This is a genomic window from Vibrio sp. S12_S33, assembly GCF_963889785.1.
Lineage (GTDB): Bacteria > Pseudomonadota > Gammaproteobacteria > Enterobacterales > Vibrionaceae > Vibrio > Vibrio aestuarianus.
On the sequence record NZ_CAWPQZ010000001.1, the window covers coordinates 128,858 to 145,647 of the forward strand.

The following is a 16,790-nucleotide window of genomic DNA, read 5'->3' on the forward strand; positions in this document are numbered from 1 at the left end:
TAAATTAGTACAAATTACATTAGAATCCTCTAAACAAAGGTAACATATTACTATCCTGTTCTGTTTTGACTTTGTTCACTTTTATAAACATAGAATCACTTTGGAATAACAAGGTTCCCGAACTACAAAGGTTAGATTATTAAAAGGGTTTTGGCTTTTGGGCAACGATGTGCAGCATGAGTACCGAGACTTAATGAGGCATGTAAAACTTACTGGCATTAGCGACAAATTTTTCAATCAGGAATTAGGAAATATAACCCTGTACGTCATAGCCTTGTTGGCTATTCATCGGGATCCTGTTGATCAGCATAAGAAGATTGATACTGGTAACTTAGCATTCCACTGCTCTCGATATCATTCATCTCTAATAAATGCCTCGGCTGCAACAAAGCCTTGGGGGAAAGGGGGGGAATAACTCTCAGTCCATAACTTCCCACTCATTAATGAACAAAATCCCACCAACAATCTAAAACCTTATCTTTCCTTGGTTGTTATTACCCTTGCAAAGCACGATAATGACCGGATCGGAATTTAAGATTGATATAACTATGACCGAATATTTTTTGTTGTTAGTTGGCACAGTACTGGTCAACAACTTTGTACTGGTAAAGTTTTTGGGGCTTTGCCCTTTTATGGGTGTCTCAAAAAAACTAGAAACGGCAATAGGCATGGGGTTGGCGACGACATTCGTTCTAACCTTAGCCTCTGTGTGTGCCTACCTAGTTGAAAACTACATACTCCACCCATTAGGCATTGAATACCTGCGCACGATGAGCTTTATCTTAGTTATTGCAGTGGTGGTGCAATTTACCGAAATGGTGGTACACAAAACCAGCCCAACGTTGTATCGCCTACTTGGTATTTTTCTTCCTTTGATCACAACTAACTGCGCTGTTTTGGGTGTGGCTCTGCTCAATATCAACGAGAACCACAATTTTATTCAGTCCATTATTTATGGGTTTGGTGCTGCCGTCGGGTTTTCATTGGTATTGATTCTGTTTGCCTCAATGCGTGAACGCATCAGCGTGGCCGATGTACCCACGCCTTTTAAAGGGGCCTCTATCGCGATGATCACCGCAGGTCTTATGTCTCTTGCTTTTATGGGCTTTACGGGGTTAGTGAAACTGTAATATGAGTACGATACTAATCGCTGTTCTTGCGCTTGCTGCTCTAGCCGCCATTTTTGGTGCTATTTTGGGCTTTGCTTCTATCCGCTTTAAAGTGGAAGCAGACCCTATCGTCGATCAAATTGACGCTATTTTACCGCAAACTCAATGCGGGCAATGTGGATACCCAGGTTGTCGTCCTTACGCAGAAGCCATCGCTGGCGGAGACAAAATCAATAAATGCCCACCAGGTGGCCAGGCAACCATCGAAAAACTGGCCGATTTAATGGGCGTCGAAGCAGAAGAGTCAGCCCACGACCTTGATAATAAAGTGAAGACCGTAGCATTTATTCATGAAGATATGTGCATCGGCTGCACAAAATGCATTCAAGCTTGCCCTGTGGATGCGATTGTCGGCGGCACTAAAGCACTGCATACCGTTATAAAATCGGAATGTACTGGTTGTGACCTTTGTGTTGCGCCTTGTCCAACTGACTGTATTGAAATGATTCCATTAGAACAAACCACCGATACTTGGAAGTGGCAAATGAACGCCATTCCTGTTGTTGATGTTACCGATTCTGCATCTCAATCGCAGAAAAGCGTGAATTAAGGACTGGTATGTTGCCATTAATTGAACAAATTAGAACGGGTGCGCTTTGGAATTTTCCTGGCGGCATTCACCCACCAGAAAATAAACGTCAATCAAACCAAACACCATTGATTGACGCATCCATTCCCAACGAAATCGTGTTGCCTTTAAAGCAACATATTGGCCGCGCAGGTAATTTATTGGTAACGGTTGGTGAGCGTGTACTAAAAGGACAACCTTTAACCCAGTATACATCAACCTTCATGCTGCCTGTGCATGCTCCTACCTCGGGAACAATTTCTGCAATTGAACCACGTACTACCGCACACCCTTCAGGGCTGAGCGAAATGTGTATCGTCATAACAGCAGACCAACAAGATGAATGGATCGCGCGCACTCCTATAGCTGATTACCAACAGAAGACACCAGAACAACTGATTGAAGTGATTCGCCAAGCGGGTATTTCAGGGCTAGGTGGCGCAGGTTTCCCAACAGCTAAAAAAATACAATCGGGCTTGGCTCGTACAGAAATACTGATCATTAATGCGGCCGAGTGTGAACCTTACATTACCGCCGATGACGTTTTGATGCAGCAACATGCAGAAGAAATCATCCTAGGCATTAGCATCGTTGAACACATACTCAAACCAAAATTGACCATCATTGGTATTGAAGATAACAAACCCGAAGCAATTCGAGCATTAGAAAAAGCGGCTACTAATAAAAACATCGTGATCCGCGTTATCCCAACTAAATACCCGTCTGGTGGCGAAAAGCAGCTGATTAAGCTGCTGACTAACCAAGAAGTTCCCGTCGGGAAAATTCCAGCAGATATCGGACTTATGGTGCAAAATGTTGGGTCAATTTATGCTATTAAGCGTGCTGTAATTAACGGTGAGCCGTTAATCAACCGGGTGGTAACACTAACTGGCAAGACGTTCAAGCAACCTCGTAATGTATGGGTATTGCTAGGCACTTCCGTGCAACATTTACTGGAACAGTTTGGTTATACCGCAGATAAAAAACTGTCTCGGTTGATTATGGGTGGCCCAATGATGGGCTTTACCTTGCCTCACTCTCAGGTGCCCATCACCAAAACAACCAACTGTATTCTTGCTCCTACACGTAAAGAAATTGCATCGTCACAACACGAAATGGAATGTATTCGCTGTGGGCAATGTGCTGAAGTTTGTCCCGCATCATTACTCCCCCAACAACTACAATGGCATGCAAAAGCACAAGAATATGACAAGTGTGAAGAACTGCATCTACAGGACTGTATTGAGTGTGGTGCATGCGCTTATGTGTGCCCTAGTGAAATTCCTTTGGTGCAGTATTATCGTCAAGCAAAAGCGGAAATAAAAACACGTAAGCAAGAAGCTGAAGCAGCAGAGCGTGCCAAGCTACGCTTTGAAGAGAAAAAAGCACGCTTAGAAAGAGATAAAGCTGAGCGTGAAAATCGCTTTAAGAAAGCCGCTGATGAACGCCGTCAAGAGATGAAAAAAACAGGTGGTGATGATGCTGTTGCTGCAGCTATCGCACGCGTTAAAGCACAAAAAGCCCAAGCTGAAACTAAGGATTCACCTGACGTTAAACCTGCAGTGGCAGCCGCTATAGCCAGAGCAAAAGCTAAACAGGCGCAAGCACTTCAAGCAGGCGAAACGCAACCTGATAATTCTGAAATGATAAAGCTCCGAGAAGAGCGAAAACGCCAAGCAAGAGAGCGAAAAGCGCAATCGAGCGGTGCCGGAGAGCCTGTGGTTACTGACACTACGGATAAAAAATCGGCAGTGGCGGCGGCCATTGCGCGTGCTAAAGCGCGTAAAGCCGAGCAACAAACAGAGCCGTCACACACTCAAACACCAGTGGAACCGGCTGAGCAAGACGACCCCAAAAAAGCCGCAGTGGCGGCGGCCATTGCGCGTGCTAAAGCACGCAAAGCCGAGCAACAAACAGAGCCGTCACACACTCAAACACCAGTGGAACCAACTGAGCAAGACGACCCCAAAAAAGCCGCGGTAGCTGCGGCCATAGCACGAGCTAAAGCACGCAAAGCCGAGCAACAAACAGAGCCGTCACACACTCAAACACCAGTGGAACCAACTGAGCAAAACGACCCCAAAAAAGCCGCGGTAGCGGCGGCCATTGCGCGTGCTAAAGCGCGTAAAGTCGAGCAACAAACAGAGCCGTCACACACTCAAACACCAGTGGAACCAACTGAGCAAGACGACCCGAAAAAAGTCGCGGTGGCGGCGGCCATTGCGCGTGCTAAAGCGCGTAAAGCCGAGCAACAAACAGAGCCGTCACACACTCAAACACCAGTGGAACCGGCTGAGCAAGACGACCCCAAAAAAGCCGCGGTGGCAGCGGCCATTGCGCGTGCTAAAGCACGTAAAGCCCAACAACAAAAACAAGTTAATGAAAACAATGAGGAGAATGAGTAGTGGCCTTTTTTATTGCCAGCTCCCCCCACGTGCACAGTAAGCGCAGCACCTCAGACTTGATGAAGTGGGTAGCTTTGTGCGCTATCCCTGGACTGATTGCACAAAGTTATTTCTTCGGTTGGGGCACTATTATTCAGCTCATATTGGCCATTGTGATTGCTTTATCACTTGAAGCCGGAGTAATGCTGCTGCGCAAACGCAACCCAACTCGCTCGCTGAGTGATTACAGCGCATTGGTCACCGCATGGTTGTTAGCTATTGCCATTCCTCCGATGTCACCTTGGTGGGTGCTGTTTATTGGTCTGCTTTTTGCCATTGTGATCGCAAAGCATCTATATGGCGGAATCGGACAAAACCCCTTCAACCCAGCAATGGTTGCTTATGTGGTTTTGCTGATCTCATTTCCAGTACAGATGACCAGTTGGATAGCACCGAACGCATTGGCACCAGAGCCCATTTCATTTAGTGATGCATTTTCACTCATTTTTAGCGGCTTTAATATTGAAGGGCTTTCACTACAACAAATTCGAACCGGCATTGATGGCGTTACTATGGCAACACCACTAGATTCGGTAAAAACATCACTACGCGCAGGTCAAACTGTGTCTGAAGCCATGACGCATCCACAATTTAGTGGCTTAGCGGGTATTGGTTGGGAATGGGTCAACCTCGCCTATCTAGCCGGTGGACTACTACTAATAAAGCTGCGAGTCATTAATTGGCATATTCCTGTTGCTGTGCTGGGTGGTTTGCTGTTTGCCAGCCTTATCACTCAACTTATTGCTCCAGGAACAACAGCATCACCGCTGATTCATTTACTTTCTGGTGCAACAATGTTGGGGGCATTCTTTATCGCCACCGATCCTGTCACCGCCTCGACCACAGTAAAAGGTCGTCTTATTTACGGTGCATTCATTGGCATGATGGTCTTTGTTATTCGCAGTTGGGGTGGTTTTCCCGATGGAGTTGCCTTTGCCGTATTGCTAGCAAACATGTGTGTACCGTTGATCGACTACTACACTAAACCTCGTGCTTATGGTCATTAAGGAGCACTATGTTAACCACCATTCGTAAAAACGGTTTGATCCTTGCTATCTTTGCTTGTGCTTCGACAGGCGTTGTAGCCTTAACTCAGTATCTCACTGAAGAGCAAATAAGCAGACAAGAGCAAGCGCAGTTGCAGTCGATCCTCAACCAAGTCATTGCTCATGATGCACATGATAATGAGCTATATAAATCCTGCACACTGATTAAAGACCCAGCACTAGGAACTGAGCAGCAGATGCATGCTTATATTGCAACGCTCAACGGTCAGCCGAGCGCGTTAGCGATTGAAGCAATCGCACCTGATGGCTATAACGGTGCAATAAAAATCATTATAGGTATCCAACAAGATGGAACGATCACTGGCACGCGAGTTTTAGCGCATCAAGAAACTCCGGGGCTGGGTGATAAAATAGACCTGCGTGTCACAGACTGGATATTGAATTTCACAGGCAAACAAGTGACTGCACAGAATCTGGATACTTGGAAGGTGCGCAAAGATGGCGGACAATTTGACCAGTTCACTGGCGCAACTATCACACCAAGAGCGGTAGTGAAAGCAGTGAAAAATACGGTTGTTTTTGTTAACAACAACCGTGAACAGTTATTAGCTCAACCTTTTGACTGCCAAGGAGCCAACGATGACTGACCACAAAACGCTAATTAAAAATGGTATGTGGAGCAACAACCCAGCGTTAGTACAGCAACTTGGGTTATGTCCATTGCTTGCCGTATCGTCAACCGTGACCAATGCCTTAGGTTTGGGCATCGCAACCTTATTGGTTCTGGTGTGCTCTAATGTCACTATCTCTTTGGTTAGAGATTGCGTACCAAAAGAAGTCCGTATCCCCGTCTTTGTGATGATCATCGCCGCACTGGTTACCTGCGTGCAATTGTTGATGAACGCTTACGCTTACGGCTTGTATCTCTCGCTTGGGATCTTCATTCCTCTCATTGTAACCAACTGCATCATCATTGGCCGCGCTGAAGCATTTGCATCAAAAAATGCAGTATTACCTTCTGCTCAAGATGGATTTTGGATGGGTATGGGTATGACCACTATTTTAGTGGTTCTAGGTGCAATGCGCGAAGTGATTGGCAATGGCACACTGTTTGATGGCGCCGATTTATTGCTAGGAGATTGGGCGACCGTACTGCGTATCGAAATATTCCATTTTGATAACAGCTTCTTGCTTGCCCTGCTTCCACCTGGTGCGTTTATTGGGGTCGGTTTTTTGATTGCGGCTAAAAACATTATCGATAGTAATATTGCTGCTCGCCAGCCAAAAGAACAAAAGCCAACCATAGAACGAGCACGTGTGACCAACGCCTAATATAAGTCAAAATACAAAGGAAGCAGCCAGCACGATGAACAATAGCAAACGAGTCGAGATTCTCGAACGCTTAAGGGAAAACAACCCCAAACCGGAAACCGAGCTAAAATGGACAACACCTTTTGAGCTGCTTATTTCAGTATTGCTTTCCGCTCAAGCGACGGATGTCAGCGTCAACAAAGCAACGGACAAGCTCTACCCAATTGCCAACACCCCACAGGCTATTTTCGATTTGGGTGTTGAGGGACTGAAAGAGTATATAAAAACCATTGGGTTATTTAACTCCAAAGCTGAAAATGTGATTAAAACCTGTCGAATTTTACTCGACCACTATCATGGTGAGGTTCCTGAGAATCGAGAAGCATTAGAATCGCTCCCCGGTGTCGGGCGGAAAACGGCAAATGTCGTCCTCAACACCGCTTTCGGCTGGCCGACTATCGCGGTAGATACACATATTTTCCGTGTTTCGAATCGTACCAAATTTGCAGTTGGTAAAAACGTTGATGACGTTGAGCAAAAACTGCTAAAAGTCGTCCCTAAAGAATTCAAAATTGACGTTCACCATTGGTTGATTCTTCATGGTCGCTACACCTGCGTGGCAAGAAAGCCCCGTTGCGGTAGCTGTATTATTGAAGACCTTTGTGAATACAAAGAAAAAACTGAACTATAAAAATTTGCCAAGAAGCTAGGAGCCCATCATGTCAAATAGTCGTATTTTGCACACTATGCTACGCGTCGGTGATTTAGATAAATCCATCGAGTTTTACACCAAAGTTATGGGTATGCAGTTACTGCGTACCAATGAAAATACTGAGTATAAATACACATTAGCGTTCCTGGGTTATGGTGATGAGTCACAAGGCGCTGTGATAGAACTGACCTATAACTGGGGCACCACCAGCTATGACCTTGGCAATGCATTTGGCCACATAGCCATTGGTGTCGAAGATGTCTACACAACCTGTGACGCGATTAAAGCGGCTGGCGGTAATGTCACTCGTGAAGCAGGGCCAGTAAAAGGCGGTACGACCCACATCGCTTTTATAAAAGACCCTGACGGCTACATGATTGAACTTATTCAAAACAAGCAAGCTTCAGCGGGATTAGAAGGCTAATAAAGCATAAACTAGATATAGAAAAAGCAGCCATTGCTGCTTTTTCTATATCTATTGAGCTTGATTAGATCTGTGTTCGTCCCAATGAGATAACCACTCTTCGGTTTTTATCTTTTCCGATTGGTGATGCATTATCAGCGATTGGTCTGCGCTTACCATAACCTTGCACTTGAATGCGGTCTTCAGGTAAACCTAATGATTTGAAGTAATCCCTTAAGACTTCAGCTCGACGTTCTGAGAGATCTTGGCTTACACTCTTACTATCCACTGAATCGGTATAGGTTGAAACCAAAACTAAGTCGATGTCTTGGTTATAACGGATATATTCTGCAATTTGCGCGAGTCGTTTTTGCGATGCTTTATTGAGTTGTACGTTATCACGGTCGTAATGCAAAATCGTAAAGGAAATATCTTCAAAGCTGTACGGCAGCAAATTGCTCACACAATCGCTAAAGATATTGTATTTTTCTTGGAACAGCACTGATGATAGTGCTACTTCGATGCGCTGATCTCTGCTTTGCCAATCTTGATAACTAAACGTCGGGTAACGTCCTTTCTCTAATTCACTGAGTAAACTCCACGCGGTTTGCCCACCAATATAGCCATCAAACTGCTTAAAAAATTGCAATGTCGTAATACGATCAGCACTTTCTCCCGGACGCCAACTTGGTGGTAATGAAACTAAACTCACATTACGGGTTTCACCCATTGGGCGACGCATTTTTAGTTCAAAATTGAGATTTATCTTTTTGTTTGCTCGTGAAGAGAACTCGGCATCACCATAATTAGGGATAGGATGTACTAAACGACATTCCAGTGGTGTATTAGCCACCATTTGCCACGTAGACTGCTGCGGCGTTGCCACATAACGCTTTTCCATCGCAAATGTCGCAACAGAATTTAAAGCGAATGTAGTAAAAATAGTAGCGATAACCCATTTATTCATAATGGCTGTATTCTCCGAGCGGTACTGCAATAGTGGCGGTCAATTGCCACTTGGTTTTTTATTGTATCAAGTTATGCAAAAATCTAGCCACACTAATTATCACATCCGAGCAACTAGAAGTGTTCAGTGTGGCAGTAACGTATGCAAATCCTCCTCAGATAAATGGCTTTTTATTCACATGTTCGGTTTTTATCGTAGAGAGAATCTGCAATAATGCCAGCCCTGTCACACAAACAAGAACTAGCATGACTGACATAAATGAAGCATTGACATTGAAAAAACGTTTTCGTGGTTATTTCCCCGTCGTTATTGATGTAGAAACGGCCGGTTTCAATGCAAAAACCGATGCGCTATTAGAGATTTGCGCCATTACATTACGTATGGATGAACATGGCGACCTCCACCCAGCATCGACGATTCATTTTCATGTAGAGCCTTTTGAAGGTGCCAACCTTGAAAAAGAAGCGCTCGAATTTAATGGCATTCGAGACCCTTTTAGCCCTTTACGCGGTGCTGTAAGTGAGTCTGAAGCGCTCAAAGAAATTTATAAATTAGTGCGCAAAGAACAGAAAGATAATGATTGTAGCCGTGCCATTATGGTGGCACATAACGCGACTTTTGATCTTAATTTTGTCATGGCCGCCAGCGAACGTTGTAAGCTAAAACGAGTTCCTTTCCACCCCTTTGCAACATTTGATACTGCCGCTCTCAGTGGTTTGGCTTATGGCCAAACCGTGCTAGCCAAAGCGTGTAAATCTGCGGGGATGGATTTTGACAACAAAGAAGCGCATTCAGCGCTCTACGATACCCAAAAAACAGCCGAACTTTTTTGTGGCATCGTCAATAAATGGAAAGCCTTAGGAGGCTGGCCACTTATTGAACCATCAGATGATAATAAGTAAACACAACTAACCGAGAAAAATATGAATCCTGTAGTAATTTCTGTATGTATCATGCTGCTATTAGCACTGATGCGTGTGAATGTCGTGGTTGCTCTGACATTCAGTGCGATAGTCGGTGGTTTAGTTGCAGGGATGAGTTTAAACGACGCTGTTTCTGCATTTGAAAGTGGCCTAGGTGGTGGTGCAACCATCGCATTAAGCTACGCTATGTTAGGGACTTTTGCGGTAGCAATTTCCAAATCAGGTATTACTGATTTATTAGCTCAAAGCGTTATCAAGCGTATCCACGGCAAAGAAAACAGCGCAGCCAGTACTGGTTTGAAATATGCCGTATTAATTGCGTTGGTGTTGGTGACCATGTCCTCTCAAAACGTAATTCCTGTTCATATCGCCTTTATCCCGATTTTAATTCCACCTCTACTAGGCGTTTTTGCAAAACTAAAACTTGACCGTCGTTTAGTCGCTTGTGTGTTAACGTTTGGTTTAATCACCCCTTATATGGTACTGCCTGTTGGCTTTGGCGGTATTTTTCTCAATAACATCTTACTCAAAAATCTGCGCGATAATGGGCTTGAAGGCGTCACAGCAAGTCAAGTGCCTGTTGCGATGATATTCCCAGCAATGGGCATGATTTTTGGCTTATTGGTCGCAATTTTCTTTACTTACCGTAAACCGCGTGAGTATAAAGAAACGGAACTCACCACTGTTCATACTGAACCAACTGCGATCAACAAAAAGCACATTTTTATTGCAGGCTTAGGAATTGTGACCGCCCTTGCCGCGCAACTGTCGACGGGTTCGATGATCATCGGCGCGCTGGCAGGCTTTATGGTGTTCACTTTTGGTGGTGTAATTGCGTGGAAAGAAACCCATGATGTGTTTACCAAAGGTGTGCATATGATGGCGATGATCGGCTTTATTATGATTTCCGCAGCCGGGTTTGCAGCCGTAATGAAGCAAACAGGCGGTGTTGAGTCATTAGTTGAAGCACTATCCACCACTATTGGTGACAACAAGGCTCTCGCGGCGCTGCTCATGCTCGTGGTTGGCCTATTAGTTACCATGGGGATTGGCTCTTCGTTCTCAACCATTCCAATTATTGCAACTATTTATGTACCGCTTGCGATCGCATTTGGTTTTTCACCAATGGCAACCATTGCGCTAGTCGGCACTGCGGCTGCGCTAGGTGATGCGGGCTCTCCTGCCTCTGACTCCACGTTAGGTCCAACATCAGGCTTAAATGCTGATGGCCAACATGAGCATATTTGGGAAACGGTCGTACCGACCTTTATTCACTACAATATTCCATTGATCGCTTTTGGTTGGCTTGCCGCCATGGTTTTATAAGCTGCATAAGCTACGAATGTAAAAAAGGCTTCCATCACGGAAGCCTTTTTATTGAGCCTTTAACAACGCCAAACTACGCACCTTCGTTATGCAGTTCCAAGTTGGCAAGATCTTGCTGCATTTCTCGAACGGTTTTCGAATCATCGTTACGCATCGATTCAAGGTAATCAAGGTATTGCTGGTCGATATCACCGGTTACATATTCGCCATTAAAAACTGAAGCCTCAAACTTGGCGATATCTTGATTGCCAAGACCCACTGCTTCGACAAGATCTTCAATGGTTTGGAATATCAGCGCATCAGCCCCAATTTGTTTACAGATTTCGTCGGTATCGCGGCCATGAGCAATTAACTCATTCGCACTTGGCATATCGATTCCGTACACATTTGGAAAACGAATTTCAGGCGCGGCTGAAACCATATAGACTTTGTTTGCCCCCGAGTCTCGAGCCATCTCAATGATTTGTTCTGATGTAGTACCACGAACAATAGAATCATCAACTAACAATACATTCTTGCCTTTAAATTCAGAACGTATTGCATTGAGTTTACGGCGCACTGATTTTTTGCGCTGTTGCTGACCTGGCATGATGAAGGTTCGACCTACATAGCGGTTCTTTACAAAGCCTTGACGATATGGAATATCAATAGCCTGAGCAATTTGAAGTGCGATATCACATGACGTTTCTGGAATAGGAATGACTACATCAATATCAAGGTCTGAATATTCATTTTTGATACGCGCACCCAATTTTTTACCCATTTCAACGCGCGCACTGTAAACCGAAATTTTATCAATAAACGAGTCAGGACGAGCAAAGTAAACGAATTCAAAAATACATGGGTTAAGTGTTGGATTATCGGCACATTGTTTAGTAAACAGTTGACCATCAAACGTCGCATACACCGCTTCACCAGGAGCAATATCACGCACAAAATCGAAACCAACAGCATCAAGCGCTACCGATTCAGAAGCAGCCATGTATTCGGTGCGTCCATTAAGCTCACGCTTACCTAAGCACAATGGACGAATGCCATGCGGATCACGAAACGCAATAAAACCATGACCAATAATCATCGCCACAACTGCGTACGCTCCACGAATGGTGCGATGTACATTTGATACGGCACGGAATACATCATCTGACGTAACATTACCTTTTACGGTGTCAATTTCATGCGCTAGTACGTTAAGTAGTACTTCAGAGTCAGAGGTGGTATTGATATGACGGCGGTCTTTTTCAAACAGCTTTTGGCGAACTTCATTAGCGTTTGTAAGGTTACCGTTATGAGCAAGAGTGATACCGAAAGGAGAGTTTACGTAGAAAGGTTGAGCTTCAGAGGCGCTAGAGCTGCCTGCAGTGGGATAACGTACATGCCCTATTCCAACCGTTCCTTGAAGACGCTGCATGTGTTTCGCTTCAAAGACATCCTTTACTAAACCGTTCGCCTTACGCAGACGAAAACGATTGCTTTCTATGGTACAAATACCAGCAGCATCTTGGCCACGATGCTGTAATACCGTTAACGCGTCATAAATAGACTGGTTTACAGGCGTTGTACCCACGATTCCAACAATACCACACATGTCCTAATCCTCGATTTGCGACAATAACTGGCGCTAAATCGCGCCAGATATAAAACTTGATGTTGCTTGTAAGTGCTCAAAGAACGGAGCAATAATGCGGCTAAATTCCGGCACCAATTGCGACCCTTTCCACCACTCTGAACTCGGGAATGCGGTAAACGCATCCATAAAAAACAAGGCCGCAGAAACAATCAACACACCACGCAATGCCCCAAAGACAATACCTAATATGCGATCGGTTCCAGATAACCCAGTTTTTTGTACTAATTGAGCAATCACATAATTGATGATCGCGCCAACAACGAGTGTTGCAACAAACAATGCTGCAATGGCTGTGCCATTACGAAACATGTCATCATTAATATTAGTAAAATACACCGCAAGTTTTGCGTAGTACTGGCTGGCGATAAAAAAAGCACCAAACCATATCACTAATGACAAAGCTTCTTTAGCAAAGCCACGAACTAAACTGATCAATGCCGATAGGCCGATCACACTTAAAATGACAATATCTAACCAATTCATGAGTTCTTACATCTTAAGTTGGCGCGCATTTTAACAGAAAAAAACGCGACGCAAACGTTTTCTTATGGGTTTAGTGGTTTAAATTTGAGCATTTGACCTTTCGCACCGGTAATTTTTTCCAGTTCTAGGAGTTGACGCTCAAGCTTACTTTTGGATACATCTGGACCAATAATGATCCGAGTAAAACCATTTTCTTGTTTGGTGTGAGCTTGATAACCGCGTTTTTGCAGATCGATCACCATATTTTTGGCATTTTCAGCATTCTTTAAAGCCATCAATTGAATGATCCAAGCGCTGTCTTGATAGTCGTTTTTCTCAGTAGGCTCTGTTACCTTAATCGGTAACGGCTTACTTTCCGAGGTGGCACTCTGCTCAGTGACCTCAACTGGCGAGTCAGGCAACGCGATTTGATCTTCCACGGGGTCAAGAATCTGGAATTCTTCCATATCACTATCTAAGTCAGGTTTGATCGGAATGCTAGCAATCTCTTCTTTATAATGGGTCTTCTTTCCATCCAATACATCCGGAAGAACAATCACACCGATTGCGACTAAAATAATCGTGCCCACTAACCGACTTTGGAACTTGCTTGCCATTTATACTCCTTTGTTCTGCCAGTGTTCTAATACTTCGCCAACAGTATGAAATGAACCGACAACTACTATCACATCATTCTCTTTGGCTTGTGTCATTGCTGCTTCAAATGCACTCACAGGATTGGTAAATTGCCCTACGTATTGTTCAAGGTGCCTACATAGCTCTTCAGCTTTTGCAGCTCTAGGACCACTTAATGAGGCAGGATACCAAGCACTACTGATAGGTTGTAATTGTTTTAATGTCGATTCTACATCTTTATCATGCAGCATACCCACAACCATATGAATAGTACGTTGCGCATATCGTTGTTGAAGCTGATCGGCCAGATATTGTGCAGAATGAGGATTATGCGCCACATCTAAAACAATGGTTGGCGCATCGTTTATTGTCTGCATACGCCCAGCTAGTGTCACATTCTTCAAACCGTTGACAATATTAACATCACTAAGATCCAGCTCAGTACAACCTAGCGCCATGAGTGCTGTTGCCGCATTGGGTAGAGGCAAACTTGGTACAGGCAATTGCGTTAATTCAAATCGACCACTACGCCAATTCCAAGTCGTGTCAGACACCAATTCATAACTAAATTGAATCCCGACTTGGTGAAGTTGTGCACCAATATCATCGGCATGTGCCGCAACCGTAGCTGGTGGCTTTGGCTGACCACAAATAGCAGGCTTACCACTGCGGTAGATGCCCGCTTTTTCATAACCGATGACATTAATATCGTCGCCCAACCAATCAACATGATCAATTGCTAAGCTGGTGATAATAGAAACATCGTGATCAACCACATTCGTGGCATCTAATCGCCCACCAAGCCCTACTTCCAGCAAAACCACATCGACCTTTTCCGTCTGGAAAAGACGCAATGCAGCTAACGTACCAAATTCAAATAAACTTAGGCTGATTTCACCACGCTGCTCTTCAATAAAGGAAAAGCTCTGGGCATGTTTTTCGTCACTGAGTTCAAGACCGTTAATACGTACTCTTTCATTATAACGAATAAGGTGTGGGGAGCTGTAAACGCCAACACGATAGCCTGCATCAAGCAAGATCGCTTCCATGATCGCACATGTCGAGCCTTTGCCGTTGGTTCCGGCAACCGTAATAACAGTTGGGGCAGGTTTAGTAAGGTGTGCTTTTTGGGCAACCGCTTGAACGCGATCCAACCCAAGGTCGATAGCTGATGTGTGAATATTAGCTAAATAATCAAGCCACACCGCTAGGGAGGATGTGGCTTGAGGAATAAGGTTCTGAGTCATCTAACGTTTTTAACCATTAAGCAGTTAGTTTGTTAGTGCCTACTTTACCCTTTTTCGTTCGCTTCTGGTACAGAGTAATCAGCTTCAACAGGAGAATCCTTAACAGAAACCACTAACGGAGAGCTGTGATTCGTTAGTTTCGCTATTAATCCACCGACACGCTGACGCATTTCACGACGGTCAACGATCATATCGATAGCACCGTGCTCAAGTAAGAACTCACTGCGTTGGAAGCCTTCTGGCAAGTCTTCACGAACTGTTTGCTCGATCACTCGACGACCTGCAAAACCGATCAAGGCTTTAGGTTCACCAATATTGATATCACCAAGCATTGCTAGGCTCGCTGAAACGCCACCCATCGTCGGGTCGGTCATTACCGAAATAAACGGTAAACCTTTATCAGAGAGACGCTCAAGTGCTGCACTTGTTTTTGCCATTTGCATCAATGACATCAACGCTTCTTGCATGCGCGCACCACCACTAGCAGAAAAACAGACCAAGCCGCAGTTGTTTTCAATCGCCGCATCGACAGCACGAACAAAGCGCGCTCCGACAACTGAGCCCATGGAACCACCCATGAAAGAAAACTCAAACGCACAAGCAACTAAAGGTATACCTAGTAATTCACCTTTCATCACAACAAGTGCATCTTTTTCACCACTGTTCTTTTGTGCTGAAGAGATACGCTCTTTGTAACGCTTTGAATCTTTAAATTTCAGTTTATCTTGAGGCTCAAGTTCCTCACCGATCTCAACACGATTACCTTCGTCAAGAAACGTTTCCAAACGACGACGTGCTTTCATCCGCATGTGATGATCACATTTAGGACAAACTTCTAAATTACGTTCAAGCTCTGCGTGGTAAAGGACTTGTTCACAAGAAGTACATTTAGTCCAAACACCTTCAGGAATCGATGCTTTACGTGAAGTTACAATGTTGCTTTTTTCTAAAATCTTTTCAAGCCAACTCATGGAAGACCTTTTATTCTTAACTCTCCCGCGTTATTGCGGGAAATACAAAATTGGGATTTATGCGTGAGGATTAGAACATATAAAATGCTGAGTGTAGACAAAAAACTGGTTGTACCTATTTTCTGACTCTTAATCTCACACACGCCACTGCATTTTTTTGAGTAAGTTACTCTTAATTAGTTCAAATTATCGGCTAAAAATAGAGGGCCGATCGTTTCTCTTGGTAGTCCAAATTCTTCTGGATAATCAACATCGACCAAATATAGACCTGCAGCTTTTGCGGTTGCTCCGGCCAGTCTTCTATCTTTTGCTTCCAACAACCACTTCATCCATTGAGGTTCCTGTTCTCCACGCCCAACAGTGATCAAACTGCCTGTGATATTACGTACCATGTGGTGCACAAAAGCATTTGCCTTAATATCGATCACCACATAATGGCCATGACGAGTCACATTTAAGTGCATGATATTTCGCCAAGGGCTTCGTGACTGGCAATGAACAGCCCTGAAAGACGTAAAATCATTTTCCCCCAGCAAGAACTGACCCGCTTGCTGCATCTTCTCAACATCTAAATCACCGTGGTAGTGACTAACACCAGAAGATAATATTGCTGGACGATACGCATGGTTATAGATGACATAACGATAACGGCGAGCCGTGGCCGTAAACCTCGCATGGAAATCTTCAGAAACCTCTTTAGACCACCGAACGGCAATATCTTTTGGCAAGTTGGCATTGGCGCCCATTACCCAAGCCACCATTTTTCGATTCGCGCTAGTGTCAAAATGAACAACTTGTCCCGTACCATGAACACCAGCATCCGTACGACCTGCACACAATACTTCAATAGGGTGATTTGCGACAACTGCAAGTGCTTTTTCTAACTCTTCTTGGACACTCTTAACGTCGCGTTGTCGCTGCCAACCAAAGTATTGAGTACCATTATACTCGACACCTAAAGCGATTCTCATGATGCAATTCTCTTTAAAAATGGGGTTGGCAGTATAATAGTAA

At 44.4% G+C, this 16,790-nt stretch carries 17 protein-coding genes; 10 read left to right on the plus strand and 7 right to left on the minus strand.

Features of this window, described 5'->3' with window-relative positions; all coding sequences use genetic code 11:
• Positions 1–548 precede the first annotated feature (548 nt).
• Genes rsxA through gloA form a run of 8 tightly spaced genes read left to right on the plus strand, consistent with a single transcriptional unit; the run spans position 549 to position 7,635 of the window.
• Positions 549–1,130 (plus strand): electron transport complex subunit RsxA, encoded by a 582-nt coding sequence (rsxA, locus tag AACW06_RS00515; protein WP_053310213.1) that lies wholly within the window; start codon positions 549–551, stop codon positions 1,128–1,130.
• A gap of 1 nt (position 1,131) precedes the next feature.
• Positions 1,132–1,719 carry an electron transport complex subunit RsxB gene (gene rsxB / locus AACW06_RS00520; RefSeq protein WP_192073557.1) on the plus strand — a complete coding sequence of 196 codons (588 nt, stop codon included), beginning with the start codon at positions 1,132–1,134 and terminating at the stop codon, positions 1,717–1,719.
• A gap of 8 nt (positions 1,720–1,727) precedes the next feature.
• Positions 1,728–4,142, plus strand: coding sequence for an electron transport complex subunit RsxC (gene rsxC / locus AACW06_RS00525; protein ID WP_192073558.1), 2,415 nt, complete (start codon positions 1,728–1,730; stop codon positions 4,140–4,142).
• Complete coding sequence (rsxD, locus tag AACW06_RS00530) at positions 4,142–5,188, plus strand: electron transport complex subunit RsxD (RefSeq protein ID WP_192073559.1); 1,047 nt, start codon at positions 4,142–4,144, stop codon at positions 5,186–5,188. The genes rsxC and rsxD overlap by 1 nt, the downstream gene beginning before the upstream one ends.
• Positions 5,189–5,196: 8 nt before the next feature.
• Entirely contained in the window at positions 5,197–5,835 is a 639-nt protein-coding gene (gene rsxG, locus AACW06_RS00535; RefSeq protein ID WP_192073560.1) for an electron transport complex subunit RsxG, read from the plus strand.
• The gene (locus AACW06_RS00540; RefSeq protein WP_192073561.1) at positions 5,828–6,520 is read left to right on the plus strand and encodes an electron transport complex subunit E; all 693 of its coding nucleotides are present in this window, start codon (positions 5,828–5,830) and stop codon (positions 6,518–6,520) included. Before rsxG ends, AACW06_RS00540 begins: the two co-directional genes overlap by 8 nt.
• Before the next feature lie 34 nt (positions 6,521–6,554).
• Entirely contained in the window at positions 6,555–7,190 is a 636-nt protein-coding gene (gene nth / locus AACW06_RS00545) for an endonuclease III (protein WP_171981097.1), read from the plus strand.
• A gap of 28 nt (positions 7,191–7,218) precedes the next feature.
• Positions 7,219–7,635, plus strand: a complete 417-nt coding sequence (gene gloA / locus AACW06_RS00550) for a lactoylglutathione lyase (RefSeq protein ID WP_168522881.1) — start codon at positions 7,219–7,221, stop codon at positions 7,633–7,635.
• A 64-nt stretch (positions 7,636–7,699) separates the two neighbouring features.
• On the opposite strand, the gene motY is transcribed toward gloA, so the two are convergent.
• Positions 7,700–8,581 carry a flagellar protein MotY gene (gene motY / locus AACW06_RS00555; protein ID WP_192073562.1) on the minus strand — a complete coding sequence of 294 codons (882 nt, stop codon included), beginning with the start codon at positions 8,579–8,581 and terminating at the stop codon, positions 7,700–7,702.
• Positions 8,582–8,826: 245 nt separating this feature from the next.
• Between motY and rnt the strand changes: the two genes are divergently transcribed.
• On the plus strand, positions 8,827–9,483 hold the full coding sequence (gene rnt, locus AACW06_RS00560) for a ribonuclease T (RefSeq protein ID WP_053310222.1): 657 nt from the start codon (positions 8,827–8,829) through the stop codon (positions 9,481–9,483).
• A 21-nt stretch (positions 9,484–9,504) separates the two neighbouring features.
• Positions 9,505–10,830, plus strand: a complete 1,326-nt coding sequence (locus AACW06_RS00565) for a Na+/H+ antiporter family protein (RefSeq protein WP_053310223.1) — start codon at positions 9,505–9,507, stop codon at positions 10,828–10,830.
• A gap of 73 nt (positions 10,831–10,903) precedes the next feature.
• Here the strand turns inward: AACW06_RS00565 and purF are convergent, their stop codons facing one another.
• The 6 genes from purF to truA all read right to left on the minus strand — a co-directional run bounded on the left by purF (position 10,904) and on the right by truA (position 16,747).
• Complete coding sequence (purF, locus tag AACW06_RS00570) at positions 10,904–12,418, minus strand: amidophosphoribosyltransferase (RefSeq protein ID WP_192073563.1); 1,515 nt, start codon at positions 12,416–12,418, stop codon at positions 10,904–10,906.
• Positions 12,419–12,451: 33 nt separating this feature from the next.
• Positions 12,452–12,943: a CvpA family protein gene (locus tag AACW06_RS00575; protein WP_192073564.1), complete on the minus strand. Its 492-nt coding sequence runs from the start codon at positions 12,941–12,943 to the stop codon at positions 12,452–12,454.
• A 62-nt stretch (positions 12,944–13,005) separates the two neighbouring features.
• The gene (locus AACW06_RS00580) at positions 13,006–13,539 is read right to left on the minus strand and encodes an SPOR domain-containing protein (RefSeq protein WP_192073565.1); all 534 of its coding nucleotides are present in this window, start codon (positions 13,537–13,539) and stop codon (positions 13,006–13,008) included.
• Positions 13,540–14,805, minus strand: a complete 1,266-nt coding sequence (gene folC / locus AACW06_RS00585) for a bifunctional tetrahydrofolate synthase/dihydrofolate synthase (RefSeq protein ID WP_192073566.1) — start codon at positions 14,803–14,805, stop codon at positions 13,540–13,542.
• Positions 14,806–14,849: 44 nt separating this feature from the next.
• Complete coding sequence (accD, locus tag AACW06_RS00590; protein ID WP_192073567.1) at positions 14,850–15,776, minus strand: acetyl-CoA carboxylase, carboxyltransferase subunit beta; 927 nt, start codon at positions 15,774–15,776, stop codon at positions 14,850–14,852.
• Positions 15,777–15,952: 176 nt separating this feature from the next.
• Positions 15,953–16,747: a tRNA pseudouridine(38-40) synthase TruA gene (gene truA, locus AACW06_RS00595; protein WP_192073568.1), complete on the minus strand. Its 795-nt coding sequence runs from the start codon at positions 16,745–16,747 to the stop codon at positions 15,953–15,955.
• Between the last annotated feature and the right edge of the window lie 43 nt (positions 16,748–16,790).